The organism is Nonomuraea sp. NPDC048892 (genome assembly GCF_040649735.1).
Lineage (GTDB): Bacteria > Actinomycetota > Actinomycetes > Streptosporangiales > Streptosporangiaceae > Nonomuraea > Nonomuraea maheshkhaliensis.
Genome location: NZ_JBEZFZ010000006.1, coordinates 572,966 through 598,242, shown reverse-complemented (window position 1 = coordinate 598,242; position 25,277 = coordinate 572,966). Strand labels below are relative to the sequence as shown.

General features: G+C 70.2%; 29 protein-coding genes. 15 read left to right on the top strand and 14 right to left on the bottom strand.

Features of this window, described 5'->3' with window-relative positions; all coding sequences use genetic code 11:
- Window positions 1-1,076: substrate-binding domain-containing protein (locus AB0C28_RS24010; protein ID WP_358077366.1), on the bottom strand; the 1,076-nt coding region annotated here is incomplete at its 3' end.
- A gap of 55 nt (window positions 1,077-1,131) precedes the next feature.
- Here AB0C28_RS24010 and AB0C28_RS24005 point away from each other — a divergent pair.
- The 3 genes from AB0C28_RS24005 (at window position 1,132) to AB0C28_RS23995 (ending at window position 3,876) form a co-directional block, all read left to right on the top strand.
- Complete coding sequence (locus AB0C28_RS24005; protein ID WP_358077363.1) at window positions 1,132-2,019, top strand: substrate-binding domain-containing protein; 888 nt, start codon at window positions 1,132-1,134, stop codon at window positions 2,017-2,019.
- Window positions 2,020-2,041: 22 nt separating this feature from the next.
- The gene (locus AB0C28_RS24000; protein WP_357846606.1) at window positions 2,042-2,743 is read left to right on the top strand and encodes an ABC transporter permease; all 702 of its coding nucleotides are present in this window, start codon (window positions 2,042-2,044) and stop codon (window positions 2,741-2,743) included.
- Between the two features lie 92 nt (window positions 2,744-2,835).
- Window positions 2,836-3,876 carry an ABC transporter ATP-binding protein gene (locus AB0C28_RS23995; RefSeq protein ID WP_358077360.1) on the top strand — a complete coding sequence of 347 codons (1,041 nt, stop codon included), beginning with the start codon at window positions 2,836-2,838 and terminating at the stop codon, window positions 3,874-3,876.
- A gap of 35 nt (window positions 3,877-3,911) precedes the next feature.
- Here the strand turns inward: AB0C28_RS23995 and AB0C28_RS23990 are convergent, their stop codons facing one another.
- The gene (locus AB0C28_RS23990; RefSeq protein WP_358077357.1) at window positions 3,912-4,376 is read right to left on the bottom strand and encodes a MarR family transcriptional regulator; all 465 of its coding nucleotides are present in this window, start codon (window positions 4,374-4,376) and stop codon (window positions 3,912-3,914) included.
- 60 nt (window positions 4,377-4,436) lie between these two features.
- Here AB0C28_RS23990 and AB0C28_RS23985 point away from each other — a divergent pair, with 60 nt between their 5' ends.
- Window positions 4,437-4,814: a cupin domain-containing protein gene (locus AB0C28_RS23985; RefSeq protein WP_346100830.1), complete on the top strand. Its 378-nt coding sequence runs from the start codon at window positions 4,437-4,439 to the stop codon at window positions 4,812-4,814.
- A complete protein-coding gene (locus tag AB0C28_RS23980; protein WP_358077355.1) occupies window positions 4,811-4,960 on the top strand; it encodes a hypothetical protein in 150 nt (49 codons plus the stop codon). The genes AB0C28_RS23985 and AB0C28_RS23980 overlap by 4 nt, the downstream gene beginning before the upstream one ends.
- 49 nt (window positions 4,961-5,009) lie before the next feature.
- Here the strand turns inward: AB0C28_RS23980 and AB0C28_RS23975 are convergent, their stop codons facing one another.
- Window positions 5,010-5,885, bottom strand: coding sequence for an A/G-specific adenine glycosylase (locus AB0C28_RS23975; RefSeq protein ID WP_357846598.1), 876 nt, complete (start codon window positions 5,883-5,885; stop codon window positions 5,010-5,012).
- Between the two features lie 79 nt (window positions 5,886-5,964).
- On the opposite strand from AB0C28_RS23975, the gene AB0C28_RS23970 reads away from it, so the two are divergent.
- Window positions 5,965-6,648: a hypothetical protein gene (locus AB0C28_RS23970; RefSeq protein ID WP_357846596.1), complete on the top strand. Its 684-nt coding sequence runs from the start codon at window positions 5,965-5,967 to the stop codon at window positions 6,646-6,648.
- 17 nt (window positions 6,649-6,665) lie between these two features.
- On the opposite strand, the gene disA is transcribed toward AB0C28_RS23970, so the two are convergent.
- The 5 genes from disA to AB0C28_RS23945 all read right to left on the bottom strand — a co-directional run bounded on the left by disA (window position 6,666) and on the right by AB0C28_RS23945 (window position 10,707).
- The gene (gene disA / locus AB0C28_RS23965) at window positions 6,666-7,742 is read right to left on the bottom strand and encodes a DNA integrity scanning diadenylate cyclase DisA (RefSeq protein ID WP_357846594.1); all 1,077 of its coding nucleotides are present in this window, start codon (window positions 7,740-7,742) and stop codon (window positions 6,666-6,668) included.
- 40 nt (window positions 7,743-7,782) lie between these two features.
- A complete protein-coding gene (radA, locus tag AB0C28_RS23960) occupies window positions 7,783-9,189 on the bottom strand; it encodes a DNA repair protein RadA (RefSeq protein ID WP_357846592.1) in 1,407 nt (468 codons plus the stop codon).
- Window positions 9,190-9,265: 76 nt separating this feature from the next.
- Window positions 9,266-9,571 (bottom strand): thioredoxin, encoded by a 306-nt coding sequence (gene trxA / locus AB0C28_RS23955; protein ID WP_357846590.1) that lies wholly within the window; start codon window positions 9,569-9,571, stop codon window positions 9,266-9,268.
- 2 nt (window positions 9,572-9,573) lie between these two features.
- Window positions 9,574-9,942 carry a MerR family transcriptional regulator gene (locus AB0C28_RS23950; RefSeq protein WP_346100835.1) on the bottom strand — a complete coding sequence of 123 codons (369 nt, stop codon included), beginning with the start codon at window positions 9,940-9,942 and terminating at the stop codon, window positions 9,574-9,576.
- A gap of 66 nt (window positions 9,943-10,008) precedes the next feature.
- A complete protein-coding gene (locus tag AB0C28_RS23945; RefSeq protein WP_357846588.1) occupies window positions 10,009-10,707 on the bottom strand; it encodes a class I SAM-dependent methyltransferase in 699 nt (232 codons plus the stop codon).
- 206 nt (window positions 10,708-10,913) lie between these two features.
- On the opposite strand from AB0C28_RS23945, the gene AB0C28_RS23940 reads away from it, so the two are divergent.
- The 7 genes from AB0C28_RS23940 to AB0C28_RS23910 all read left to right on the top strand — a co-directional run bounded on the left by AB0C28_RS23940 (window position 10,914) and on the right by AB0C28_RS23910 (window position 17,773).
- On the top strand, window positions 10,914-11,723 hold the full coding sequence (locus AB0C28_RS23940) for a sugar phosphate isomerase/epimerase (RefSeq protein ID WP_346100837.1): 810 nt from the start codon (window positions 10,914-10,916) through the stop codon (window positions 11,721-11,723).
- A 34-nt stretch (window positions 11,724-11,757) separates the two neighbouring features.
- Complete coding sequence (locus tag AB0C28_RS23935) at window positions 11,758-12,591, top strand: class I SAM-dependent methyltransferase (protein WP_358077352.1); 834 nt, start codon at window positions 11,758-11,760, stop codon at window positions 12,589-12,591.
- Window positions 12,588-13,190: a TetR family transcriptional regulator gene (locus AB0C28_RS23930; RefSeq protein WP_357846583.1), complete on the top strand. Its 603-nt coding sequence runs from the start codon at window positions 12,588-12,590 to the stop codon at window positions 13,188-13,190. The genes AB0C28_RS23935 and AB0C28_RS23930 overlap by 4 nt, the downstream gene beginning before the upstream one ends.
- 138 nt (window positions 13,191-13,328) lie before the next feature.
- The gene (locus AB0C28_RS23925) at window positions 13,329-15,434 is read left to right on the top strand and encodes a (Fe-S)-binding protein (RefSeq protein ID WP_358077349.1); all 2,106 of its coding nucleotides are present in this window, start codon (window positions 13,329-13,331) and stop codon (window positions 15,432-15,434) included.
- A 148-nt stretch (window positions 15,435-15,582) separates the two neighbouring features.
- Complete coding sequence (locus AB0C28_RS23920; RefSeq protein ID WP_358077346.1) at window positions 15,583-16,386, top strand: hypothetical protein; 804 nt, start codon at window positions 15,583-15,585, stop codon at window positions 16,384-16,386.
- Window positions 16,383-17,462 carry a glycosyltransferase gene (locus AB0C28_RS23915; protein WP_358077343.1) on the top strand — a complete coding sequence of 360 codons (1,080 nt, stop codon included), beginning with the start codon at window positions 16,383-16,385 and terminating at the stop codon, window positions 17,460-17,462. Before AB0C28_RS23920 ends, AB0C28_RS23915 begins: the two co-directional genes overlap by 4 nt.
- Window positions 17,463-17,491: 29 nt before the next feature.
- Window positions 17,492-17,773: a metal-sensitive transcriptional regulator gene (locus AB0C28_RS23910; RefSeq protein ID WP_080044376.1), complete on the top strand. Its 282-nt coding sequence runs from the start codon at window positions 17,492-17,494 to the stop codon at window positions 17,771-17,773.
- Window positions 17,774-18,279: 506 nt separating this feature from the next.
- Here the strand turns inward: AB0C28_RS23910 and AB0C28_RS23905 are convergent.
- Window positions 18,280-19,725 carry a hypothetical protein gene (locus AB0C28_RS23905; protein WP_358077340.1) on the bottom strand — a complete coding sequence of 482 codons (1,446 nt, stop codon included), beginning with the start codon at window positions 19,723-19,725 and terminating at the stop codon, window positions 18,280-18,282.
- A 194-nt stretch (window positions 19,726-19,919) separates the two neighbouring features.
- Between AB0C28_RS23905 and AB0C28_RS23900 the strand changes: the two genes are divergently transcribed.
- Window positions 19,920-20,684 carry a hypothetical protein gene (locus AB0C28_RS23900; protein WP_358077337.1) on the top strand — a complete coding sequence of 255 codons (765 nt, stop codon included), beginning with the start codon at window positions 19,920-19,922 and terminating at the stop codon, window positions 20,682-20,684.
- Here AB0C28_RS23900 and AB0C28_RS23895 read toward each other — a convergent pair.
- Window positions 20,656-21,186: a gamma carbonic anhydrase family protein gene (locus AB0C28_RS23895; protein ID WP_346100845.1), complete on the bottom strand. Its 531-nt coding sequence runs from the start codon at window positions 21,184-21,186 to the stop codon at window positions 20,656-20,658. The genes AB0C28_RS23900 and AB0C28_RS23895 overlap by 29 nt on opposite strands.
- A gap of 141 nt (window positions 21,187-21,327) precedes the next feature.
- Here AB0C28_RS23895 and AB0C28_RS23890 point away from each other — a divergent pair, with 141 nt between their 5' ends.
- Window positions 21,328-22,431 carry a hypothetical protein gene (locus tag AB0C28_RS23890; protein WP_358077334.1) on the top strand — a complete coding sequence of 368 codons (1,104 nt, stop codon included), beginning with the start codon at window positions 21,328-21,330 and terminating at the stop codon, window positions 22,429-22,431.
- A 189-nt stretch (window positions 22,432-22,620) separates the two neighbouring features.
- Here AB0C28_RS23890 and AB0C28_RS23885 read toward each other — a convergent pair whose 3' ends face one another.
- From AB0C28_RS23885 to AB0C28_RS23870, 4 genes are all read right to left on the bottom strand, one after another.
- Window positions 22,621-22,863, bottom strand: coding sequence for a hypothetical protein (locus AB0C28_RS23885; protein ID WP_357846568.1), 243 nt, complete (start codon window positions 22,861-22,863; stop codon window positions 22,621-22,623).
- 123 nt (window positions 22,864-22,986) lie between these two features.
- Window positions 22,987-23,739 carry a GntR family transcriptional regulator gene (locus AB0C28_RS23880; protein ID WP_357846566.1) on the bottom strand — a complete coding sequence of 251 codons (753 nt, stop codon included), beginning with the start codon at window positions 23,737-23,739 and terminating at the stop codon, window positions 22,987-22,989.
- A gap of 152 nt (window positions 23,740-23,891) precedes the next feature.
- Window positions 23,892-24,434, bottom strand: coding sequence for a VanZ family protein (locus tag AB0C28_RS23875; RefSeq protein ID WP_358077331.1), 543 nt, complete (start codon window positions 24,432-24,434; stop codon window positions 23,892-23,894).
- A 56-nt stretch (window positions 24,435-24,490) separates the two neighbouring features.
- Window positions 24,491-25,195 carry a dienelactone hydrolase family protein gene (locus AB0C28_RS23870; protein WP_357846562.1) on the bottom strand — a complete coding sequence of 235 codons (705 nt, stop codon included), beginning with the start codon at window positions 25,193-25,195 and terminating at the stop codon, window positions 24,491-24,493.
- Window positions 25,196-25,277: the final 82 nt, after the last annotated feature.

Sequence of the window (25,277 nt, the reverse complement as noted above, 5' to 3'; positions counted from 1 at the left end):
GGGGGGGTGGTGTCGCTGCTGGCCGCGGTGCGGGCCTGGGCGCCTAACAATCTGCCCCGCGTGGGTCTCCACCTGGCCGCGTCGGGGAGGACCCCCGCGTCCGCCCCGCGCTGCGCGGACGCCGGTCGTTCTGTGTCGGCAAGTTCGGCAAGTTCGGTGAGTTCGGGGAGTTCGGTGAGTTCGCCGGAGCGGGACGTGTCGTAGCCGCCGAGGGCGGTGATCTTCTCGCGCAGGGCCGGGGTCTGGAGTGCGGCGATGAGGTGGGCCGCCGGGTCGAGGCCGTTTCTGACCAGCCCGATGTCGAAGTCCTCCCACGTCAGAGGGACGAAGTCGAGGTCCAGGCCGATGGCGGCCGAGCGGATGCCGAGGCCGGCGTCGACTGTGCCGGTGGCCACGGCCAGGGCGACCTCCAGATGGGTGCCGACCTGCGGCCCCCTGAGGTCGTCCGGGTCCAGGCCGGCGGCGAGGAGCAGGCGGTCGAGCAGGATCCTGGTTCCGGTGCCGGGGCGGCGGGTGGAGATGCGCCGGTTCGCGAGGTCGGCTATGCCGGTGATGCGGCCCGGGTTGCCCGGTAGCACGATCAGCCCCTGCTCGCGTCGCCATAGGTGGATCAGGTGCGGTTCGAGGCCGCGCAGCATGCCGCGCGCGAAGGGCGCGTTGTAGACGCCGGTGTGGTGCAGCAGATGGATCGCGGCCCCGTCGGCGCGGCCCTCGCGTACCGCGGCGAGGCCGGAGACGCTGCCCTCGCGCTGGGTGATCTTCAACTGGCCGGACAACATTCCTGCGAGGAGGTCGAGCGCGGGGTCGTCACTGCCGGCCAGGGTGAAGACCTGGTCCTCGTGCAGGAAACGCCGGGCGGCGAGCGCGGCGCCGGGCGCCACGCGGGCGCGGCGGCGTTCGGCGAGTTCGAGCACCCCGGCGTCGGCCAGCCGCCGCTGGGCGCGGCTGACGGTGGAGGCGGTGGTACGCCACTGCTGGGCGAGCTCGCGCACCCCCGGCAGTTCGTCGCCGGGGTGGAGGGTGCCGGCGCTTATCTGGTGGGCGAGGTCGCTGCAGATCTCCCGATATCGGGTCACGTCGCAATAACTTACCCTTGCACTACTCTGAAGTAGCGCAGATAGGGTCACAGCCATGCGTAGAGGGATCCTGATCGGTATCGCCTGGATCGTGGCGGTTCTCCTGGCCGGATGCGGGACCACCCCCTCCGCCGGCGGGCCCTCCGCGAGCGCGTCGGCGGCTCCGGCGGCTCCGGCGGAGAAGTCGCTCATCCTGGCCACCACGACCAGCACCCAGGACAGCGGCCTGCTCGACGAGCTGCTGCCGGTGTTCACCCGCGAGAGCGGCTGGCAGGTCAAGACCGTGGCGGTCGGCAGCGGGCAGGCCATCGAGCTGGGGCGGCGCGGGGAGGCGGACGCGCTGCTGGTGCATTCGCCGGAGGCGGAGGAGAAGTTCGTCGCCGAGGGCAGCGCCGGCGCCCGGCGGCTGGTGATGCACAACGACTTCGTCCTGCTCGGCCCGAAGGCCGACCCCGCCGGCGTACGGGGAACGAGCAGCGCGGACGCGATGAAGAAGATCGCTGACACCAAGGCGGTCTTCGTCTCGCGGGGCGACGAGTCGGGCACGCATGCCAAGGAGAAGGGCCTCTGGTCCCAGGCCGGCGTGACCCCGGGCGGCTCCTGGTACCAGTCCACCGGCCAGGGCATGGGTGCGACGCTGCGGGTCGCCGGTGAGAAGGCCGGCTACACCCTGTCGGATCGGGCCACGTACCTCAGCCAGCGCGAGTCCCTGGAGCTGGAGGTGCTCAGCGAGGGCGACCCGGGTCTGCTGAACCTCTACCACGTCATCGAGATGACTCAGAAGGCCGGCGGCAGGGTGCGGGCCGACGGCGCCAAGGCGTTCGCGGACTGGATCGTCGCTCCGGCCGCGCAGCGGCTCATCGGCGAGTTCGGGCGGGCGAAGTTCGGCCAGCCGCTGTTCACTCCGGACGCCGGCAAGGACGAAGCGAAGCTGGGCGAGTGAGCACCGTCCGGGAGGTCGCTTGATGGACGTGCTGTTCGACGGGTTCGTGGACGCGATCAAGCTGCTGCTGTCGGGGGACGAGGACAGCTGGTCGATCATCGCGCTGACGCTGCGCGTCTCGTTGACGGCGACCGCGATCGCCCTGCTGGTGGGGCTGCCGCTGGGCGCGATCGTGGCGCTGGCCCGCTTTCCCGGCCGGCGGGTGCTGCTGGCGGCGGCCAACACGGGGATGGGCATGCCGCCGGTGGTGGTCGGCCTGTTCGTGACCGTGCTGCTGTGGCGCAGCGGGCCGCTGGGCGGGCTCGGGCTGCTCTACACGCCGACCGCGATGATCATCGCCCAGGCCGCCATCGCCACTCCCGTCGTGATCGCGCTGGTCGCGGCCGCGCTGCAACAGGTCGATCCCGACTTCCGCGTACAGATGCAGGCTTTGGGAGCGAACCAGGTGCGGGCGTTCGCGGCGCTGCTCGGAGAGGCCAGGCTGCCGCTGTTCGCCGGGACGATGGCCGCTTTCGGGGCGGTGGTGAGCGAGGTCGGGGCCGCGCAGATGGTCGGGGGGAACCTGGTCGGGCAGACCCGGGTGCTCACCACTGCCGCGGTTCTGGCCACGAGCCGGGGGCAGTTTTCGCTCGCGATCGCGTTCGGGCTCATTCTGCTGGTGATCGCGTTCGGCGTGAACCTGACACTGACCCTCGTCCAGCAGCAGCGGGCAGAGCCGCGATGAGCGGCCCGAGCGCCGGGGGCGCGGTGGGCGGCCGGGATGTCGGGGATGCGGTGAGCGGCCTGAGTGCGGGGATTGGCTGCCGGGACCTGTGTGTGCGTGCCGGCGACCGCGAACTGCTCAGCGTGCCTGAGCTGGACGTCGCGTCAGGACGCACGCTGGCCGTGCTCGGTCCGAACGGAGCCGGCAAGTCGACCCTGCTGCGTGCGCTGGGCCTGCTCAGCAGTCACCGTGTCAGCGGGCGGATCCTGCTCGACGGCCGGCCCGCGACCCGGCCGCTGATGCGCCACGCCATCGCGGCCGTGCTGCAACGGCCGATCCTGCGCCGTGGCACGGTCGCCGCCAACGTGATCAGCGGGCTGCGGTTCCGTGGGATGAGCCGGCGTGAGGCCCGGCTGCGCGCGTGGCCGTGGATGGAGGCGCTCGGCCTCGTGCCGTTCGCCGACCGGGACGTTCGCGGTCTGTCGATCGGCGAGGCCCAGCGGGTCAGCATCACCCGCGCGCTCGCGGTCGGGCCCAAGGTGCTGTTGCTCGACGAGCCGTTCACCGGGCTGGACAGCACCATCCGCGCCGACCTGATCGCCGACCTGCGTGCCGCGCTGAGCGGGCAGCCCACCGCCACGATCATGGTCACCCACGACCGGCAGGAGGCGCTCGCCCTGGCCGAGGACACCGCGCTGCTGATCGGCGGCCGCATCCGCCAGCACGGCCCGACCGCCGAGGTGCTCGACCATCCCAGTGACGCCGACACGGCCCGGCTGCTCGGGTACACGAACCTGCTCCCGCCGGCGCTCACCGGCCGCCCCCATCCGCTCGTGGCCCGGCCCGAGCACACGCATCTCATCCTCGACTCGTCCGACTTCGTCGCGGGTCAGGGCGATGATGACGTACGGCCGGTGGCCGGAACGCTGCGTCGTACTGTCGCGCTCGGCATCGCCACCCGGGTGGACGTCGACACCGCGAGCGGCCCGTTGACCTGCCTGCATCCCGGAGATCTGCTCGGCACCTCGGTTCCTCCGGTCGGGGGTGACGTTCGCGTACAGGTGCGGCAGGCACGGGCGCTGGCCGTCGCCGATGGGAACGGGTGGATGGAGGGCGTCAGGTCTGATCCTGAGACCAGGCGTCGCCCTGGGTAAGGAGGCCGAGGAGGGGGCCTCGGTGTGGAGGTGGGTCAGAGGTTGCCGAACCAGCCGGGGGTGTCCAGGCGCCACGGGTTGCCCGGCGTCATCGTGCGCAGGTCGGCTTCCAGGGCGTTCAGGCGGTCTTCGCCCAGTTCGTCGGCCCAGCGGGCGCGCAGGGTGTCGAAGATGCGGGCTGAGCGGTTGAGGGCGTCCATGCCGTACGGGGTGAGGCGGACGATCTTGCGTCTGGTGTCGCGGGCGTCCGTGGTGCGGTCGACGTAGCCGATGCGTTCCAGGGTGTCGATGGTCTTGCCCGCGGCCTGTTTGGAGACGCCCAGCGTACGGCCCAGCTCGACGGCGGTGGTGCCGTCCGGGCCGATCGCCTGCATGACGAAGCCGTGCATGGGCCTGATGTCGGGATGACCCTGCCGGGCGAGCTCGGCGTGCAGCTCGTCGATCAGCATCCGGAACGCGAGCAGCAGGCGTAGCGGCAGTTCGAAGCCATGGCTTGACACGATAGACAACCTGGTTAACTATATGGACAACGTGGTTGCCTATCTTAGGGGGTATGTGGCATGGCCGTCATCCATGCGGCTGAGGCGCGGCGGTCGGAGACTCCTGGCGGGGTCATGACGACGCTCGCCTCGCCGACACAGGGAGGGGCCTCAAGGGCCCTGTGGAAGGTCGAGGCCAAGCCGGGCGCCGAGGGGCCCGTGCACGACTTCGACGTGGAGCAGGTGTGGAGCTGGGTCGCCGGGGCGGCGACGGTCGAGCTGGGTGGGGAGCGTTTCGAGGTGACGGCCGGTGACACGGTCGTCATGCCCGCTCGTACGGTGCGGCGAGTCCTCGCCGACCCCGCGACCGGCTACACGGCCGTAGTTACGGCTGCGGCCGGGGCCAGGGCGTTCACCGCCGACGGCACCGAGTACGGCGTGCCGCCGTGGATCGCGTGAGAGGAGTCGCCGAGCACGGGTTCGTGTCGGTCGTGGTCGCGCCGGCCGGGGCTCGGGTCTGCGACCCGAGCGGCGTGTCGGAGCCGGACGCCTGCGCCCTGGCCCCCAGGGACACCGAACGCCTGGTCCCGCTCTGGGTGCGGTGAACGGCCTCCTGGGGTGCGGTGGTGGTTCGTGAATCGGTGGGGCTGTGGGTCAGGTGTGGGGGAGGCGGTAAGTGTCGTCGGGGAGGACTTCGGCCAGGCCGTCCGCGATCAAACCGTCCAGAGCGCGTTCGCGTTGCGGGGCGTCGTCCCACACCGCGTCGAGCGCCGCCTTCGGGACCGGGCCGTGCGCGTTGCGCAGCACTTCGAGCAGGCGGCCGCGGCACTGGCGGTCGGTGCCCGCGTACGTCTGGCCCTTGCGCGGCGGGCCCGCGTGCGGTGGTTTGCCGGCCAGCCGCCACGCGCACACGTGGGTGATCGGGCAGTCGGCGCAGCGGGGCGCGCGGGCCGTGCACACCAGGGCGCCCAGCTCCATCACGGCCACCCCCCACCGGGCCGCGCCCAGCTCGGGCAGCAGCGCTTCGGCCAGCCGCCGTTCGGCCGCCGAGGTGGCGGTCGGCGGGTATTCCTCCGCGCGCACCGCCCTGGCGAACACCCGCCGCACGTTGGTGTCGAGCACGGCGTGCCGGCCCCCGTAGGCGAAGCTGGCGACCGCGGCGGCGGTGTATTCGCCGATGCCGGGCAGCGCCAGCAGGGTCTCGTGGTCGGACGGCACCTCGCCCCCGTGTTCGTCGGTGATGGCCTTGGCGCAGGCGTGCAGGCGCAGGGCCCGGCGCGGGTAGCCGAGGCGGCCCCAATGGCGGACGGCCTCGCCGGGTTGCTCGGCCGCGAGTGCCTTCGGGGTGGGCCAGCGTTCCATCCACTCGTGCCAGATGGGCAGGACGCGGACGACCGGGGTCTGCTGGAGCATGATCTCGCTCACCAGCACCCCCCACGGCGTCGCGTCGGGGGCACGCCAGGGGAGATCGCGGGCGTTGTCCGCGTACCAGTCCAGAACGGCGGTGTGCAGGAGGTTCGGCTCGACCACGCGGTCAAGCGTATTCCGTGATGGCCAAGACTCGGCGTGTCGTCACTCACCGTCGCTGACCCGTCACCAGACTTGGTGTATGGACCCGGATACGATGCGTGGCGACGGCGGTGACATCTACTGGCGGCGCCGGATGAGCCTTCTGGTGGCGGTGCTCGTCGTGGTGGCCGTTGTGGCGTGGGCGTGCTCAAGCGGCAGCGGCCCTGAGCGCTCGTCCAGCGCGCAGACCTCGCCGAGCGCGAGCGTCAGCGCCACGCCCTCCGTCGACCCGCTGCTCGCGGGGCTGCGTACGCTCGCCATGGGCACGGCCAGTCCCACGCCCGCCACCCCCACCCCGAAGGCGACGCCCACCCAGCGGCCCAGGCGGCCGGGGGAGCCGTGCCCCGAGCAGGACCTGGTGCTCAGCCTCCAGGGCGGCAAGGAGCAGATCTACCCGGGCGACTCCCGTCCCAGCTTCATGGTCACGCTGGTGAACACGGGCACGGTCATGTGCACCGCCGACGTGGGGCCGCGGGCGATGGAGATCCGCATCACCTCGGGCGCCGACCGCATCTGGTCCACGGCCGACTGTGTGAGCGGTGAGGGCACGGAGGTCAGGCAACTGCAGCGGGGAGTTCCGTACGTGCGGTCGCTGGAGTGGGATCGGCGGCGGTCGAGCTCCGACTGCCGCGCGACCCCGTCGGTGGCCTTGCCGGGGACGTACGTGGCGACGGTGCGGATGGGGAGGATGCGCAGCACCAAGGGGGTCTTCCACCTCCGCTGAGCAGGCGGAAGGGGGAGTCAGACGTAGCGTTCGAGGATGGAGGACTCGGCGAGGCGGGACAGGCCCTCGCGGACGCTGCGAGCCCTGGACTCCCCGACGCCGCCGACCGCCTGGAGGTCGTCGATGCTGGCGGCCAGCAGCTTCTGCAGGCCGCCGAAGTGGTTGACCAGCCGGTCGACCACCGTCGCGGGCAGCCGTGGGACCTTGGCCAGCAGGCGGAAGCCGCGCGGGCTGACCGGGCTCTCCAGCTGGTCGCTGCCGGTGTGGCCGAGGACGCGGGCGACGACCGAGAGGTCGAGGAGCTCGTTGCCCGACAACTTGTCCAGCTCGTGCAGGGCTTCGAGCAGCCGGCGCTGGCGGCGGCCGGCGGGGGCGGGGAGGTAGTCGCGGATGACCAGCTCGCGCTCGGAGTCGACGCCGGCCACGAGCTCGTCGAGCTGCAGGGAGAGCAGCCGGCCGTCGGTGCCGAGCTCGACCACGTAGCCCTTGATCTCGTCGGAGATGCGGCGGACCATCTCCAGGCGCTGCGCCACGGCGGCCACGTCTCTGACCGTGACCAGGTCTTCGATCTCCAGGGCCGACAGGGTGCCGGAGACCTCGTCGAGGCGGTGCTTGTAGCGTTCGAGCGTGGCCAGGGCCTGGTTGGCCTTGGACAGGATGGCCGCCGACTCCTCCAGGACGTAGCGGATGCCGTCGAGGTAGAGGGCGATGATGCGCATCGACTTGCTGATGGCGATGATCGGCAGGCCCGTCTGCAGGGCGACGCGCTGCGCGGTGCGGTGGCGGGTGCCGGACTCGTCGGTGGGGATGGCGGGGTCGGGCACGAGGTGCACGGCCGCGCGGACGATCTTGTGGTCACCGCTCACCACGATGGCGCCGTCCATCTTGGCCAGCTCGCGCAGCCGGGTGGCCGAGAAGTCGACGTCGAGCAGGAAGCCGCCGCTGCAGACCTCTTCGACGACCTCGTTGTAGCCGAGGACGATCAGCCCGCCGGTCTGTCCGCGCAGGATTCGCTCCAGGCCGTCGCGCAGAGGTGTGCCCGGCGCCACAGCGGCCAAGGCTTCGCGACGGCGGTCGTCAAGACTCCTGTCCACCTGACCCCCGTGTCGATCGGTCACCTCAGCTTAGCCGTGCTCATGTGACGTGTGTGAGTGCGTCCCAGACGTTCTCCGCCTGGACCACCTCGAACCCGGGCGCGAACGCCACCGGCCCCACCGGCACCAGAGCTCGCTGCCCGCCACGTCTGCGACCGGCCTCTTCGAGGGATCCGGCGGGCACGAGGGCGCGCTTGAAACCCAGGCGCGCGGCCTCCGTCAGCCGCCTGCGCACGTCCTTGACCGGGCGCAACTCGCCCGCCAGCCCCACCTCGCCCAGCGCCACCAGGCCGGACGGCAGCGGCTTGTCGCCGGCGGCGCTGGCCACGGCGAGCATGACGGACAGATCGACCGCAGGATCGGACAGTTTGATGCCGCCGACCGTCGCGGTGAACACGTCGCAGCCGCCGAGCCGGGCGTTGAGCCGGCGCTCCAGCACCGCCAGGATCATCTGCACGCGATAGGTGTCGAGGCCGGATGAGGTGCGCCGGGGCTGCTGGGCGTCGGTGCGGGCGACGAGCGCCTGCACCTCGGCGGGCAGCGGACGCGTGCCCTCGACGGTGACGGTGACGCAGGTGCCGGGGACCGGCTCGCTGCGCCGGGAGACGAACAGCCCGCTCGGGTCGGTGATGCCCTCGATGCCGCGCTCGTGCAGATCGAAGCAGCCGACCTCCTCGATCGGGCCGAACCGGTTTTTGATCGCGCGCACCATGCGCAGCCGGGAGTGGCGGTCGCCCTCGAAGCTGAGCACCACGTCGACGAGGTGCTCAAGGGTGCGGGGGCCGGCGATGGAGCCCTCCTTGGTGACGTGGCCCACCAGGACGGTGGCCATGTTGCGCTCCTTGGCCATCCGGACCAGGTTGGCCGCCACCTCGCGCACCTGCGTCACCCCGCCCGGCACGCCGGTGGCCTGCGCGGAGCCGATCGTCTGGACCGAGTCGACCACCAGCAGCCGGGGCTCCACCTTCTCCACGTGGGTCACCAGGGCCGACAGCTCGGTCTCGGCGGCGAGGTAGAGCCGGTCCTGGATCGCGCCGATGCGGTCGGCCCGCAAGCGCACCTGGGCCGCGGATTCCTCGCCTGTCACGTAGAGGACGGTGTCGCGCTCGGCGATGCGGGCCGCGGCCTCCAGCAGGAGGGTGGACTTGCCGATGCCGGGCTCGCCGGCCAGCAGCACGACCGCGCCCGGCACCAGCCCGCCGCCGAGCACCCGGTCGAGCTCGGCCACGCCGGTCGTGCGGGCGGTCGCCAGCTCGGCCTTGACCTGGCCGATCGGCAGCGCGGGCGCGGTCGTCGCGCCCGCCTGGACGACGTTGACCCCGGCGCGGGCGCCCTCCTCGTCGACCGTGCCCCACGCCTGGCACTCGCCGCACCTGCCGACCCACTTCGTGGTGCGCCACCCGCACTCGGCACAGCGGTATCCGGGCTTCTGGGCTGTCTTGGCCATGCCGAGCAGGCTAGCGGCTCGGGCCGACAATCTTCGAGAGAGCGGATCCGCGCGGCCATGTCGGGCACGCGGCGGCCTACGCCAGGCCCAGCTCCGCGACGAGCATGCGCTTCGGCTTGGCGCCCACGATCTGCTTGACCGGCTCGCCGTTCTCGAACAGCAGCATCGTCGGCACGGCCATCACCCCGTACCTGGCCATGATCTCGGGGTTCTCGTCGGTGTTGAGCTTGCCGATCGTCAGGCCGTGCTCGGCCTCGATCTGCTCCAGCACGGGCCCGACCATCCGGCACGGCCCGCACCACTCGGCCCAGAACTCGACCAGCACCGGCTTGTCGCTCCTGAGCACCTGCTCCTCGTAGTTGTCCGTGGTCAACGTGATCATCTTCATCCCCTCACAAAGCAACCTGGGCAGGACTGGGCGAGCTGGGCGGCCACCTCGGCGCGGCGGGCGAGCAGGACCCGGATCTCCTGGTCGATCTCGGTCAGCTTGCGCTCGTAGACCTCGACCGACTCGGCGCACGAGCCGCCGGTGCTGTGTCCCCGGCGCAGGCAGTCGACGAACGGCCTGGTCTCCTCCAGCGTGAAGCCGATCTGGAGCAGGGCCCGGATCTCGGACACCAGCCGGACGTCGTCCTCGGCGTAGTCGCGGTAGCCGTTGGAGCCGCGGCGGGCGCGGAGGAGCCCGTGCTGCTCGTAGTAGCGGAGCGAGCGGGTGCTCACTCCGGTGCGTTCCGCCAGCTCACCGATGCGCATGCGTCCACGGTAAACGTTGACGCCTGTGTCAAGGTCAAGCGGTGAAGTACGACGTCGCGGTCGTGGTCAGAAGTAGCGCCAGCGCAGGACGTTCGGGTAGGCCAGCTCCAGCCCGGTCGTCTCGGCGATGGCCTGCTCCGCCACCTCGGGCGTGAACTCGATGCGCAGCACCGCCTCCAGGTCCGCCCGCCGCCGGAACGTCATCCGCAGGTCGAGCGGCCGGCGCTGCCAGCCCTGCCGGTCCCAGAACGCCTCGACCTCGCGGACGGAGTAGGTGGGCACCGTACGGGAGAACCAGCGGCCGAACGACCCCCGCGCCGCGTCGAGGTCGAGGACGAAGGCGGCTCCGCCACGGCGGACGACCCGGGACAGCTCGCGCAGGCCAGGCTCGCAGCCTGGCCCGAAGAAGTACGCCCACCGCGCGATGGCCACGTCCACCCCCGCGTCGGGCAGCGGCAGGTCCTGGGCCGCCGCGGCGTGCACGCTGACGTTGGGCAGGTCCGCGCAGCGGCGGCGGGCCAGGGCGGCCAGGTCTCCGTGCGGCTCCACGCCGATCACCCTGGCGGCCTCGGCGGCCAGGACCGGCAGGTGGTAGCCGGTGCCGCAGCCGATGTCGAGGACGGTGGCGCCGCCCCAGGGGCGCAGGGCGCGCATCGCCGCGTCGGCCGCGCCGTCGGGGTCGACGGCGCGGTTCTCCAGCTCGTAGGTCTGGGGGGTGTTCCAGATGTTGGGGCTGGGGATCGCACCTTTCGCTATCCGGGACATGCCACCACGGTAGAGGCACCTCCGCCCAGGAAAAGCCGCGGCCTCGGACGCGCCCGCGGACCCCGATGTGTCGCCGCAAGGGAAGGGCCGCGTTCGGCGCCGGGGCCGAGGTCACGAGCGTGCCGCCGTCCCCGACGAGACGCTGAGACACGGCTCACCACGGGTGGCCGCGCGCCAGATCGCCTTCTCCGGCTTAGGCTGGCAATGTGGCTGATGTCATCCGCGTGCCCAGCGCGAAGATCGCGCTGAGCACCGCTTCGGTATATCCGGAACGCACTCCCGATGCGTTCGAGCTGGCCGCGCGCCTGGGATACGACGGCGTAGAGATCATGGTCGGCGCCGACCCGGTGAGCCAGGACATCGACGTGATCGAGCGGCTGTCCGAGCACTACCAGGTGCCCGTGCTGGCCATCCACGCGCCCTGTCTGCTGGTGACCCAGCGGGTTTGGGGCCGTGACCCGTGGGCAAAGCTCGTCAAGGCGCAGAAGGCGGCCGAACGGCTGGGCGCCTCCACGGTCGTGGTCCATCCGCCGTTCCGCTGGCAGCGTGACTACGCCCGTGACTTCGAGACCGGGCTGGCCAGGATGCGGGATGAGACGGATGTCGCGTTCGCGGTGGAGAACATGTTCCCTTTGCGGGCCAGGGCCAACGACGTGGTGCCCTATTCACCCGACTGGAATCCGATCGACTACGACTTCCCCCAGGTCACGCTGGACCTGTCACACACGGCGGTCTCGGGCTCCGACGCCATGGAGATGGCGGTCAAGCTCGGCGACAGGCTCGCGCACCTCCATCTCGCCGACGGTCTCGGCGTGACGAACAAGGACGAGCACCTGGTGCCCGGCAGGGGCAACCAGCCGTGCGCGCCGATGCTGGAGCGGCTGGCCGGCAACGGCTACTCGGGGCTCGTGGTCCTGGAGATCAACACCCGGAAGGCGGCCAGCCGCACCGAACGGATCGACGATCTGGCGGAAGGGCTGGCCTTCGCCAGGTTGCACCTGGCGGCTTCTAGATGATCCTGGTGGCAACCTCCATGAACGCGGCATCCACATGAACGCAGGGCCGATCAAGGACCTGGGCAGGACCTTCGACCGGGTGGCGGACGCGTACGACGAGGGCAGGCCCGGCTACCCCGACGAGGTCTACCGCGCGCTGGGCGAGGTCAGCGGCGTCGACCTCGACGGCGCGACCGTGGTCGACGTCGGCGCGGGCACCGGCATCATGACGCGCGGCCTGAGGGCGCGCGGCGCCCGGGTGGTGGCGGTCGACCCGGGCGAGCCGATGCTGGCGCGCCTGGTGTCCAGGAGCCGTGCCGACGAGCAGGCCGGTGAGCGAGCAGGCGAGCGAGCAGGTGAGCGAGCAGGCGAGCGAGCAGGCGAAGGCGCGCCCGTGGCCGCCGTGCTGGCCGACGGCAACGTGCTGCCCCTGGCCGGCGAGACGGCCCAGCTCGTGATGTACGCCCAGTCGTGGCACTGGCTGGACCCCGTGCTGTCGATCAACGAGGCGCGGCGGGTGCTGCGGCCCGGTGGCGCGATCGCGGGCTGCTGGAACTTCCACCACGCCTCCCAGGCCGAGTGGCTGGCCGCCTATGAGGCCCGGCTGGCCGAGGCGGTTCCGACCTACTGGGGGCCGGCGGTCGAGGAGTGGTCGGTGCCGCCGATCGCCTCGGCCTTCGAGGTGGTCGAGGAGCGCTGGATCCCCTGGACCAGGCTGGTCGGCATCGAGCACTTCCTGCTCGACCTGCGCTCCCACTCCTACATGGCAGCGCTGTCCAAGGAGCGGGCCGACGAGCTGGTCGACCGGCAGCGGGTGGAGCTGCGCGCGGCGTTCCCCGAGGGTGTGCTGTCCGTGCCGATGCGGGTCTACCTGGCGGTGGGCCGGTGAGCGGTACGCCGGCGAAACGGCGGCCGGGGCGCAGGCCGGGCTCGGCCGACACGCGCGGCGAGATCCTCACGGCGGCCAGGAGGGTGTTCGCCGAGAAGGGCTTCGACAAGGCGACCGTACGCGGCATCGCCAGGGAGGCCCAGGTCGACCCGGCCCTCGTGCACCACTACTTCGACACCAAAGAGGGCATCTTCACCGCGGCGATGCAGCTGCCGATCACCCCTCAGGACGTCATCCCGCTGCTGCTCGACGGCCCGCGTACGGAGATCGGCGAGCGGCTGGTGCGCATGATCCTGCGCGTCACCGCCTCGGCCGAGACCCGCGAGCCGATGGTGGCGCTGATCCGCTCGGCGATGACGAACGAGCAGGCGGCCGCGATGTTCCGCGAGTTCATCTCCAACGCCCTGCTCTACCAGGTGGCCGACCGGCTCCAGGTGCCGCACCTGCGGGTCGAGGCGGGCTTCGCGCAGATGTTCGGCGTGATCATGGCGCGTTACGTGCTCAGGCTGGAGCCCATGGCCAGCGCCACCCATGACGAGCTGGTGGCGCTGCTCGGCCCGACCCTCCAGCGCTACTTCGCGCCCGAAGGGCCAGATTAGAGCATTGTTCTGGAGGCGGCGATGACCTTAGGGTATGTCACGTGACCCGCTGAAGTTACTCACGGGTAGGATCGGGTTGAACGCCTGATCGGCGGGTCACCGTACGCTGACAGCCAACGTCGTCTGTGGGAGGATCCCGTGCTCTGGGTAGCCATCGTCGGGCTCGTCATGACCATCCTGGCGGTGGCCGTGGCCGGCCGCAGAGTGATGTTCCTCTACCGGCTCGCGACCGTGGGCCCACCCGCTCCCGAGCGGATCGACTACGCCAAGGCGCACGCGGGCGACGAGATCAAGGCCCAGCTCGTCGAGGTGTTCGGGCAGCGCAAGCTGCTCAAGTGGACGCCGTCGGGCGTGGCTCACTTCTTCGTCATGTGGGCGTTCTTCATCCTGCTGACCGTCTACATCGAGGCGTACGGCGCCATCGTCCAGGGCGCGATCACCGGCACCCCCGACTTCCACATCCCGCTCATCGGCACCTGGGGCGTGCTCGGCTTCCTCCAGGACTTCATCGCGGTGGCGTGCGTGCTCGGCCTGATCGCCTTCGCCGCCATCCGGATCAAGAACTCGCCCAAGACGCTCGGCCGCGAATCCCGCTTCTCCGGCTCGCACCTCGGCGGCGCCTGGCTCGTCCTGTTCATGATCTTCAACATCATCTGGACGTTGTTCCTGGCCAGAGGCGCGGCCGCGGCCAACGGGAACTTCCCCTACTCCTCCGGCGCGTTCGTCTCGCTCGCGCTCGGCGACGCGCTGCCGGCCAGCTCGCTGCTCGAGGAGATCGCGCTGCTCCTGCACATCGGCTTCATGCTGGTGTTCCTGGTCATCGTGGTCAACTCCAAGCACCTGCACATCTTCACCGCGCCGATCAACGTGCTCTTCTCCCGCCGCCCCGACGGAATGGGCGGCGCGCCCGAGATGCGCGTGGACGGCAAGGCGGTCGACTTCGAGGACGAGGACCTCGACCCCGAGCGGCTCGGGCGCGGCAAGATCGCCGACACCACCTGGAAGGGCTTCCTCGACTTCTACTCCTGTACGGAGTGCGGCCGCTGCCAGTCCCAGTGCCCGGCGTGGAACACCGACAAGCCCCTGTCGCCGAAGATGCTCATCCTCGACCAGCGCGACCACGCCTTCGCGGTGGCCCCCTACCTGCTGGCGGCGGCCAACGGCGTCGAGCACAAGGACACCGACGTGCTCGCCCTGCTGGAAAAGCCGCTGGTCGGCGAGGAGGGCGTGATCCACCCCGACGTGCTCTGGTCCTGCACCAACTGCGGCGCCTGCGTCGAGCAGTGCCCGGTGGACATCGAGCACATCGACCACATCCTCGACATGCGCCGCTACCAGGTGATGGTGGAGTCGTCGTTCCCGTCCGAGGCGGGCGTGATGGTGAAGAACCTGGAGAACAAGGGCAACCCGTGGGGCATGTCCGAGATGAAGCGGGCCGACTGGATCGAGGAACTCGACTTCGAAGTGCCGATGGTCGAGGACAAGATGCCCGAGGACGCCGAATACCTGTTCTGGGTGGGCTGCGCGGGCGCGCTCGAAGACCGGGCCAAGAGGACCACCAAGGCGGTCGCGGAGCTGCTGCACATCGCGGGCGTGAAGTTCGCGGTGCTCGGCCCGATGGAGGCGTGCTCCGGCGACCCGGCGCGGCGGCTGGGCATGGAATACCTGTTCAACATGCTCGCTCAGCAGAACATCGAGACGCTCAACGAGGCGGGCGTGAAGAAGATCGTGGCCACCTGCCCCCACTGCTTCAACACCCTGGCCAACGAATATCCGCAACTCGGCGGCACGTACGAGGTCGTGCACCACACCCAGTTGCTGTCGAAGCTGGTGGACGAGGGGCTGCTCACCCCGGTCACGCCGATCGAGGAGAAGATCACTTACCACGACCCGTGCTTCCTCGGCCGCCACAACAAGGTTTACTCCCAGCCCCGCGACATCATGGCGAAGGTGCCCGGCGTGCAGACCCAGGAGATGCACCGCCACAAGGACCGCGGCTTCTGCTGCGGCGCCGGCGGCGCGCGCATGTGGATGGAGGAGCGCATCGGCAAGCGCATCAACACCGAGCGGGTGGACGAGGCGCTGACCACGAATCCTGACACGGTCTCGACCGCGTGCCCGTTCTGCATGGTGATGCTCGGAGACGCGATCAACGAGAAGAAGAACAACGGCGAAGCCAAGGAGACGCTCGAAGTCGTGGACGTCGCCCAGCTCTTGATCAAGTCGGTCAAAGGCACTTCCTGACCGTCGTCAGTCGGACTCCTCCACACCAGTTGTGGAGGAGTTTCGCATGTCAACGGGTGTGGCTGGGAGAAATCCAGCATCCACATAACGGGAAAATCACGGTAACCTCAACGTCGCATGGCTCTATTCGACGGGGAGGGGGCTAGTGATGGGCGTCGTCGTCACGGACGCCGAAGTCACCCTGGCCGACGTACTCTCCCTGCGGCTAGCCATCGACGAACCTCTGGAAGACGGCACCGAACTCGTTCTCAGGCATCGCACCACGGGGGTGGAACGCGACGTGCTGCTCCGAACGTCACGCGCTCGGGCGCGCGAGGCCACGCTGTCGATCTCGCTGGAGCCACTGGACCTCAGCACCGGGCGCTGGGACGCCTATCTGCGCCGTGACGGCAAACGCAGCAGGCTGCGCAGCGTCGATCCCGGCTTCTCGCTCGACCACCTCGACGCGTACGCGCTGTGCAAGCGCACCCTCGCCTACCGCTCCTACCGCACCCGCAACGGCTTCCTGGCGCTGAAGATCTCCGACGCCGAGCCGGTGGCCGAGGTGCGCTCCATCTGGTTCAGGGAGGGCCGTTTCGAGGTGATGGGCCTGCTGGCCTACACGGGGCTGGAGGACGACGACACCCGCCACGAGGCCACGCTGACGCTCGACCGCCGCCTGACCGGGGCCCACCTGTCGGCCACGGCCACGGTCCAGGGCGTGCGCTTCCACGCGGCCGTGTCGCTGGTCGACGTGCTGGCGGCCGGCCACGAGGAGGCCGAAGGCTCGGGCACGTGGGAGCCGGCGCTGGAGGTCGAGGGCGTGCCCACGCCGCTGCGCCTCGGGGCCAGGCTCGACGACGTGGACGGCAAACGGCGCCGCCTGCACTATCCGTCCTCCCGGGTGGACGGCGTGCTCATCAGACCCTGCTACACCGCCGACGACGAGCTGCGGATCGAGGTCGGCGGATGAAGGTCAGCCTCGTCCTCACCTCCGCGTACGCCATGCGCGGCGACGTGCGCGCCACGCTCAACCTGGCCACCGCGCTCGCGGAGCGGCACGAGGTCGAGGTCATCAGCATCAGGCGGCAGAAGGAGAAGCCGTTCTTCCCCGTCGGGCCCAAGGTGGCCATGCGCAGCGTCGTGGACGCCAGGCCGGGGGTCAGGCACCTGCTGCCGCGCGGCCAGGTCCGTACCGAGGTGGCGCTGTGGCGGATGCTGCGCAACCTCAAGTGCGACGTGCTGATCACGACCAGGCCGGGGCTGAGCGTCCAGGCGGCCAGGCACGCGCCGCGCGAGACCATCAAGATCGCCCGTGAGTGGGGCAGGCCGTCGGTGCCCGGGCCCGTGCAACGCCTCTACCCGCGCCTGAACGCCGTCGTGACGGCCACGGAGTCGGCCCAGGAGGACTGGGTCAGGCTGCTCGACGTGCCAGGCGGCGGCGGGCCTGTGGTGCACAGCGTGCTGGACGCGCTGCCGCGCGGCCCGTGGCCGCGCTCGCGGATGGACAACAGGATCGTCGCCGCCGGCGGGCGGTGGGTGCCGGTGAAGGCGTACGACCGGCTGATCAGAGCGTTCGCGATCGTCGCCGACAAGCGCCCCGACTGGCGGCTGCGGCTGTACGGCGGCGGCCCCGAGGAGCGCAGGCTGCGTGCGCTGGTGCGCGAGCTGCACCTGCACAACCACGTCTACTTCATGGGCACCACCCCCGACCTCGCTGGCGAGTTCGCCAAGGCGTCGATCGTGGCCAACCCCTCGCGCGGCGAGGACCTGGGCATGACGGTCCTGGAGGCCATGGGGTGCGGGGTGCCCGTGGTGGCCTTCGACGGGGCCAGGGGGCCCAGGGAGTTCGTCGCGACGGGCTACAACGGGGTGCTGGTGCCCGAGTCCGAGAGCGACCAGCAGCTCTTCGCAGGGGCGCTGCTGGCGCTGATCGACGACGAGCGCAGGCGGCGCTCGCTCGCGGCGGGGGCGCTCGACACCGCGGTGCGTCACTCGGCCGACGAAGTGGCCGAGCAGCGGGAGAAGCTGATCGACGGGCTCCGCTGAGCGATACCTTCTCCGGGTACCGTAGAAGCATGCATGGGTACAGCGGGGACAAGCAGGCATATCTGACTCGCCTGCGACGGATCGAGGGGCAGATCAGAGGTCTGCAGCGCATGGTCGACGACGACGCCTACTGCATCGACGTGCTCACCCAGGTCTCCGCGGCGACCAGGGCCCTGCAAGCGGTGGCGCTCGGGCTGCTGGAGGAGCACATCTCCCACTGCGTGGCCGACGCGATCAACACCGGCGGGCCGGAGGCCGAGGCGAAGGTCAAGGAGGCCTCGGCGGCGATCGCCCGGCTCGTCCGCTCGTAGGTGCGCCTCTCGTCCGAAAGTCGGATCGACCGGCGGTGGATTGACTAGTTATGTGAAACCCCGGAAACCGGTGTTCCCGACCCCATTGGAGCCGGGAACTAGGTCCCCGGGGCTAGTAATCGTTGGTCCTTCAGCGGCTCGCCGAAGTCCGCAATCCGAGCGCGTCGTCGAGTTCGTCCAAGGTCAGCCGCCGCTCGCTGACAGCCACGGCCGTGAGCACCTCGGCGTAGAGCGCAATCTCGTCCAACGCGACACGGTCGTGGACCCGAGAGTCCAGGTCATCGTGCCCCACCGCGTCGTCCTTCCTTCCGCAGCCCACACCCTCTACGAGGTTACGGCGGAGACTCTGCGGGCGACATGGCCCATCGGAGTCATTCCTTTCAGCGCCGCGGGGGCCCCTCGGGGATCATTTCCCGAGGCCGAGATCACAATTCAGCTAATTAACTGTTATCGGAAGTGTTAGAACGATATAGGGGAGGTAAGGTGGAAATATCGGTATTTGTGGTTTAGATGTGACCTGTGTGATGGTCGTCGCGTTGATGGACGATCTTTCGTACGAGTGCCGACTGACTTGCCAGCCCCCGCTCGGGCACCCTGGCTCCCGTCAGCCGCCCCCACGCGAGCCCCATGGCGTAGGCCGCCCCCAGCACCGCCGCCGCGCTCGCCCGGTCCGGCGGCGTCACCTCCAGCACCGGCTCGGGCCCGCCCGTGAGCCCGCCAGTGAGTCCGCCCGTACGGACCGGGAAGCCGTCGGGCTCCGTCGAGTCGGCCGCGGACGTCCCGACCCGCCCCGCGCGGGCCAGCTCCTCGTACGCCATCCGCAGCCGATGATCCAGCCGCCCCGGCAGCATCCGCCTGGAGTCGGACAGATCGGCCAGGAACGTGGCCGCGGCCGCCGGCGGGTCCGGCATGAAGGACAGCGCGTCGACGAGGTCGTACACGGTGTGCGAGAAGTGCGCCTCGAGGTCGTTCTCCACCAGCAGCGCCCGGCACAGCCGCGCGGGCACCCGCTCCAGCCACGCCTCACGCAGCGCCGCGTCCTCCCCCTGGAAGTCCGGCCGGGAGTCCTGCGACCGGCTGTGCGGGCCCGTCAATGAGCCGTTCCCCGCAGCGTCCTGGTACGCGCTGTGCAGCCCGCTGGTGAACTCGCCGCGGAAGTCCTCAGGCCTGGCCGTGCGCAGCATCGGCTCGACCATCGTGAGCAGCGCCAGCGCCCGCGGCCTGAACCGGGTGTCGAGCAGCAGGATCTGCGCCGCGTCCGCCATCACGGCGGCCAGCCGTAGCGCCGCCCGCGAGCGCCCGGCCCGCAGCCGCTCGGCCACGAGCGTGACGAGGTCGAGCAGCGGCGGCGCGGGCAGCCAGCGCACCCACTCGTCGCCGGGCAGGGGGCGGCGCAGGTATTCGCCGAACACCGTGATCAGCCGCTCGTTGCCGTCGAAGGCCGGCGCGTAGGCGCACCACATGATCGTGCCCCAGACGGCCGCCACCGTGCTGGGCACGTCGGAGGCGAAGATCTCGCCGAACGCCGTCAGCGGGTAGTCCAGCTCCGACTTGCGCCCGCTCGCGCGAAGGAGCACCCTGAGCTGCTCGGTGAGGGTCTCGGGCACGTCGGGGCCGACGAACGCCTGCGTGGAAGCGGGCTCGGCGTGGAAGTCGTAGCCCTGCGGCACCACGGCGTCGGGCAGGGTCGTCGTCGCGTGCCCCACCTGGCGCGCGCGTACGCGTCTGGCCGGCGGGGCGAGGTGCCAGCGGCCGTCGGCCGGGTCGAGCAGGTGCCAGCGCGCGTGGGCGCCGAAGAGCCACCGATCGCCATCTGGGGTCACAAGAATTCTGGCGGCCAGGACGTGAGCACGATCGGGTAGGGGAAGACGCTGCCAGCGTGGGTCCGCGACCATGGCACGGACCTCCGCCTCCGCGGCGGTGAACGCATCCCAGGGTGGCACGGCGGTCATCGTACTGGTGGTACTCGGATCATCCATCGGCTTTTCACGGCACAATGTCCGCTATGAGGGCGAAGGTAGCAGGGTTGTCGGTGGTCGTTTGTGTGCTCTCCGGTTGCGGGACCACAGCGGCACCGCAGCCGACGCTCACGGGTCCCGGCATCCTCACGTTACAGAACGCCAGTCCGCCGGCGTCCGGCGGGGAGGTGGGTGAGGCATCGACGGAGTTCGACGACGCCGCCGACCTGTCGGCGTGGACCAAGCTGAGCGAGACCGAGAAGGACGTCGACCGCATCGCCAAGTACGACGTCAACAAGACCGTGAAGGGCTCGATGTACTTAGAGCCGAAGACCTCGGCCTGGTTCGACGGCTTCCGCGGGCCCTTCGTCTACCAGGACCTGGCCGGCGACATCGTCATGCACGCCCGGGTCAAGGTCACGGGCAGGAGCGGCAGCGGGTGGCCGAAGCGCAAGTTCTCGCTCGGCGGGCTGATGGCGCGCCAGCCCGGCTCGTACGCCAAGCCCAACTGGGTGTCGGTCGCCGTGGGCACGGGCGAGAAGAGCGGCCAGGTCGAGGTGAAGTACACCCAGGACGGCAGCTCCAAGCCGCAGGAGCTGGCCGTGAAGAGCGGCTGGGTCGACCTCGCGCTGGCCAGGGTGGGCCGGGTCTTCGTCGCCCTCTACAAGGAGGACGGCGGCGCGTGGAAGGTGGGCCGGCGCTGGCCGTCCACCCTCCCCGACGTGCTCCAGTGGGGGGTGACGGCCTACACCGACTGGGACAGCTACAGCCTGCTCAAGAAGGACGCCACCAAGGGCAACGCCAAGCAGGTCACGGGCACGCCAGACCTCAAGCTCACGGTCGACTTCGTCCGCTTCCTGCGGCCCGAGCTGCCCGAGTACGCCGACCCGCTCAACACCGCCTCGGTGTCGGACGAGGTGCTCATCAAAGCGATGACGCCTGCCGGTGCCTGATCGCCTTGGCCATGTAGTTGTCAGGAGTCCTGGCGAAGGAGTCGCGGTCGTCGTCGGTGAGCTCGCGCACGATCTTGCCGGGCACGCCGGCGACCAGCACGCCCGCGGGGATCTTCTTGCCGGGGCCGACGAGCGCTCCGGCGGCCACGAGCGTGCCCGCGCCGATCCTGGCGCCGCCCAGCACGATGGCGCCGATGCCGATCAACGAGCCCGACTCGACGTGGGCGCCGTGGACCATGGCCTTGTGGCCCAGGCTCACGCGGTCCTCCAGGATCGCGGGCTCACCCGGGTCGGAGTGGAGACAGGACAGATCCTGTACGTTGCACTCCTCGCCGACCTCGATCCGCTCGTCGTCCCCCCGGAGAACGGAGCCGTACCAGATGCTGGATGCCCGGCCCACACGTACGGCGCCGACCACGACGGCGCCGTGGGCGATGTACGCATCGGGGTGTATGTCGGGCACTGCTCCGTTGTCCAACGCTGCTATGTACATTCGAGACATCGTAATTCCAGCTCGGGGTATGGCGTTCGGGTTGCGGACGTGGGCAGATGGCAGGAAAGTCGTTTCCTGACGTCCCGTTGCCAGACCCTCACAACCCGCAGTTTTCCCCCGCCTCACGCAAACCACCCTTAGGTAACCCCCATGACACACCAGCACGAGAGCATTCCCGATCTGATGCAAGAGGACACGTTCGAGGTCGTGATGCGCGGCTACAACCGCCGCCAGGTCCACGACTACATGATGCGAACCCGTAACCAGATAAGGGACCTGGAAGAGCGGCTGGCACGGGCCATCGAGCAGGCCGAGCAGGGCCGGATCGAGCTGGCGGAGGCCCGCCGGCGCATGGTCGAGACGCCGCAGAGCTACGAGGACCTCAGCCCCCGGCTCGCGCAGATCCTCCGGCTCGGCGAGGAGGAGGCCGCGTCCAAGCGCGAGGACGCCGAGGCCGAGGCCGCCAGCGTGCGCGAGTCGGCCAAGGCCGAGTCCGAACGGCTGCTCAGCAGCTCGCGCGAGACCGCCGACAAGATCCTCACCTCTTCGCAGGCCGAGGCGGAGCGGCGGGTGAGCGAGGCCACCCAGGCGGCCGAGAACATGCTCGCCCAGGCGGGCAGCGACGCGGAGGAGCAGCTCACCTCCGCCCGCACCGAGGCCGATGAGACGCTGAAGGTGGCCAGGGCCGAGGCCGAGCGGCTCGTCACGGGCGCTCGTACCGAGGCCGACCAGGCCATCACCAGCGCCAGGGCCGAGGCGGAGCAGGCCATCGCGAACGCCCAGGCGCAGGCCGAGCAGACGGTGCAGTCCGCCAACGCGCAGGCCGAGCAGATCGTCACCAGCGCGCGCAGCGAGGCCGACTCCATGCTGGAGCAGGCGCGGCAGCGCACCGCCGCGCTGGACGAGCAGGCCGGGCGGCGGGTCGACTACCTGAGCAACACCCATTCGGAGGTCGTGCGCCGGCTCACGGAGGTCAGCGCGGTGCTCGGCGACCTCATGCGGGCGGAGGCGAACGCCGGCCCGCTGGTGCCGGAAGCAATCGCCCCGCCGGCGGCGCAGCCGGCCGTCCATGACGCTCAGGAGGTCGCCCAGGAGGGCGTCCAGGAGGACGTACGCGTGGTCCTCGACCCCGAGGAGACGGTTGAGGTCGTCATCGACAAGGACGCGGCCGAGCAGCGGCCTCAGGCCCGGGAAGACGGCATCTCGGACGATACGGACGTCAACATCGTCCGGCTGTCAGAGGCCCACAAGTAGGCCACAAGGCGGCACCCCGGATAGGTCCACGAGCAGGTCGTAAGCGGAAGCCCCCGCCCCCGATAGGGTCGGAGGCTTCCGCGTTCGTGGCCCCTCCTGTTTGGGGGCCCGGTACCGGGGCCGCCGAGACGCTGAACCCGGCACCGGGCTGCTCGTGTGCGCGGGCCGGGGAACGCTCCACGGCCCGCGTCAAGGAGGTGCGGGGCCGGCCCGCCACGTCTGGTGCTCACCGGCCCGCCTCTCCTGGTCCCGGAGATGGTCGCGCAGTCCCTCCGGGTCGTCCGCGTCGATGGTCATCGCACATCCGGCATCGCGCTGCGCCACGCTGAGCGGATGGTGTCTCGTGGCCCACCAGCGGCCCGCGTCGCTCCGCCAGATGGTCCAGTGGGGGTACTCCCGGGCGATGTCGGCAAGATGTCGGTCAAAGGACATCTCCGTCCGCCTTTCCCGGGCCCCAGGCGAGGTTCCATCTCTCTACACGATGCGCCACTTCTCTAGAGAATTTCTATGATCGTGACGGTCAGGTCAACCTATCGCTTGACAGATCGCCTTGAATCACGCGTCGAAGTCGTACTGGAGTACATAAGCCGCCGAGTCCAGCACCATCTCGTTGAGCTCGATCGGCAGCCCTCCCGACGTGTACGCGGTCCGCGAGATGACGATCACGGGCGTGCCACCGGGCAGGTCGAGCAGCCCGCTCTCGCGCGGTCCTGGCATGCGGGCGCGCACCTCCTCGGTGAAGTGGACCGGAGGCAGCCCCAGATCGCCCAGCCGGGCGTAGACGCCGCCGGGGCCGGTGTCCGCGAGGGTGATCGCGCTTCCCTGGACCAGGTGGGCGGGGAAGTAGGACGTGGCCAGTTGCACGGGTCTGGCGTCGACCGAGTAGCGCCGCCGCCGTACCCACACCTCGACGCTTTCGAGTACCCCGGCCACCTCCTCGGTGGCGCGCTCCAGCGCCACCTCCACCCGGTCGACGGTGAACGGCCGCCCCCGCGCGTCGGCGTCCCAGATGGCCCGTCCCTGACCCCACTGCTCTCGTGACAGGCGGCGCGAGCCGTGCCTGCGGATCGGTTTGAACAGCCGCACGTAAACCCCCGAGCCTCGTTTGGGCACCGCCAGCCCTTCGTTGATCAGTACGGCAAGCGCCTGCCTGGCGGTGGCTCGTGCGATTGCGTATTCGGCCATCAGCGCGTTCTCGCCCGGTAGTCGGTCCCCGTCGCGCAGTTCGCCGGACAGAATCCGGGCGCGGAGGCCGTCGGCGATGCGTCGATAGATAGGGGGCTCGTGGGGTACCGGGGATTCAGACAACTTTGATCACCCTCTGTCACCAACCGGGTAGTGGCGTCTCCAGAGAACTTGCCCCGTCTTGTCCACGATCGCACAGATGCAGGGCTTGGTCGCGGGCTGATTTTGAGAGGATCGTGCCCGTGTGGTGAATTCCGCGATGTTTTAGCGGACCGTTAGTGTGGAACGGTCCCGGCCGGTATTCGATCGGCCCACCAGCGGCGAGTAACCAAAGAGAAGATCACGGCGCCGGCCGTATTGAGGATGACGTCGTCCACGGACGAGAAACGCCCCAGTCGCAGCACGTACTGGAGCACCTCGACCAGGACCGAAAATGCCGCCGCGACGGCCGCAACGCGGGCGGGAGAGGACATCGCCGCGCTGCGTACCGGCAGCAGCGCGCCCAGCGCGGCGAAAACCAGCAGATTGCCTCCCACCTGCACCGACACCGCTTCCCACGGTGCCGTCACCAGGTCCGCGAGGTCGGCGAACGGGACGAGCCCGACTCCCGGCTCGCCGTCGGAGGGCGTGAGGATCATCCAGATCCAGGGTGCGGTCCGGGCCACGATGCCGACGTTGGCGATCGAGGTGCGCAGGGGTGCCGGACGGCCGGCGCGAGCGCGGTGGCGGCGGAGAACCAAGATTGCTAGCAAGGCGACAGGGAGTGCAAACGTACCAGCAATAATGACGTTTCCCCACAATTCCCACGTCCGCGCCATCCGACCATCATGGCGATTGATCTAGGGGTACCGGAAGATGTCCATCTGGACAGGTCTCATCGGGCGGGCAGATGCTCGTCGAGGAAGGCCATGGCGACCCCCCACGTACGCTCCGCCGCCTCCGGCCGGTAGAACATCGGCGCCTCGCTGTTGTGGAAGGCGTGGCCGGCCTCCTCCTCCACATGCATGGTCACGTTCGGCCTGGACTCCGCGGCCTTCTCGACCACGGCCACCCGCTCGCGGGCGATGAAGGGGTCTGCACCGCCGAAGACCAGCAGGAGCGGCGCCTGGATGCGCTCCATCAGGCCGGTGCCCTCGGGCACGGCCGAGCCGTAGAACGACAGCACCGCGGCCAGCTCGACCTGGGTGGCCAGCATGTACGCGAGCGAGCCGCCCAGGCAGAACCCGACCGCGCCGACGCCGCCGCGCACCTCGGGCAGCGCGGCCAGATGGGCGACCGTGAGCGCGCAGTCGGCCACGCCCTGGGCGAAGTCGAACCCCTCGGCCAGCGCGATGGAGGTCTGCGTGCCCTCGGGCGTGTGCTCGCCGACCCAGTGCGGCTGCAACCGCCAGAACAGATCGGGCGCGGCCACCACGTAACCGCGTGAAGCCAGGTCGGCGGCGACCTTCTCGATGTAGGGGCCGACGCCGTAGATCTCCTGGACGAGCAGGATCCCCGGGCCGCTCCCGCCGTCGGGAAGCCACACGCGTACGTCGAAGGAGCCGTCATGGGCGGCGATGCTGTCTGTTCGGATCTGCATGTTCACCAGCATCGCTCATAGCGCGCGCCGCGATCCGGCGAGACGATGCGATCAGAGGTTCCGTGTCCCCGGGACGCTCGAA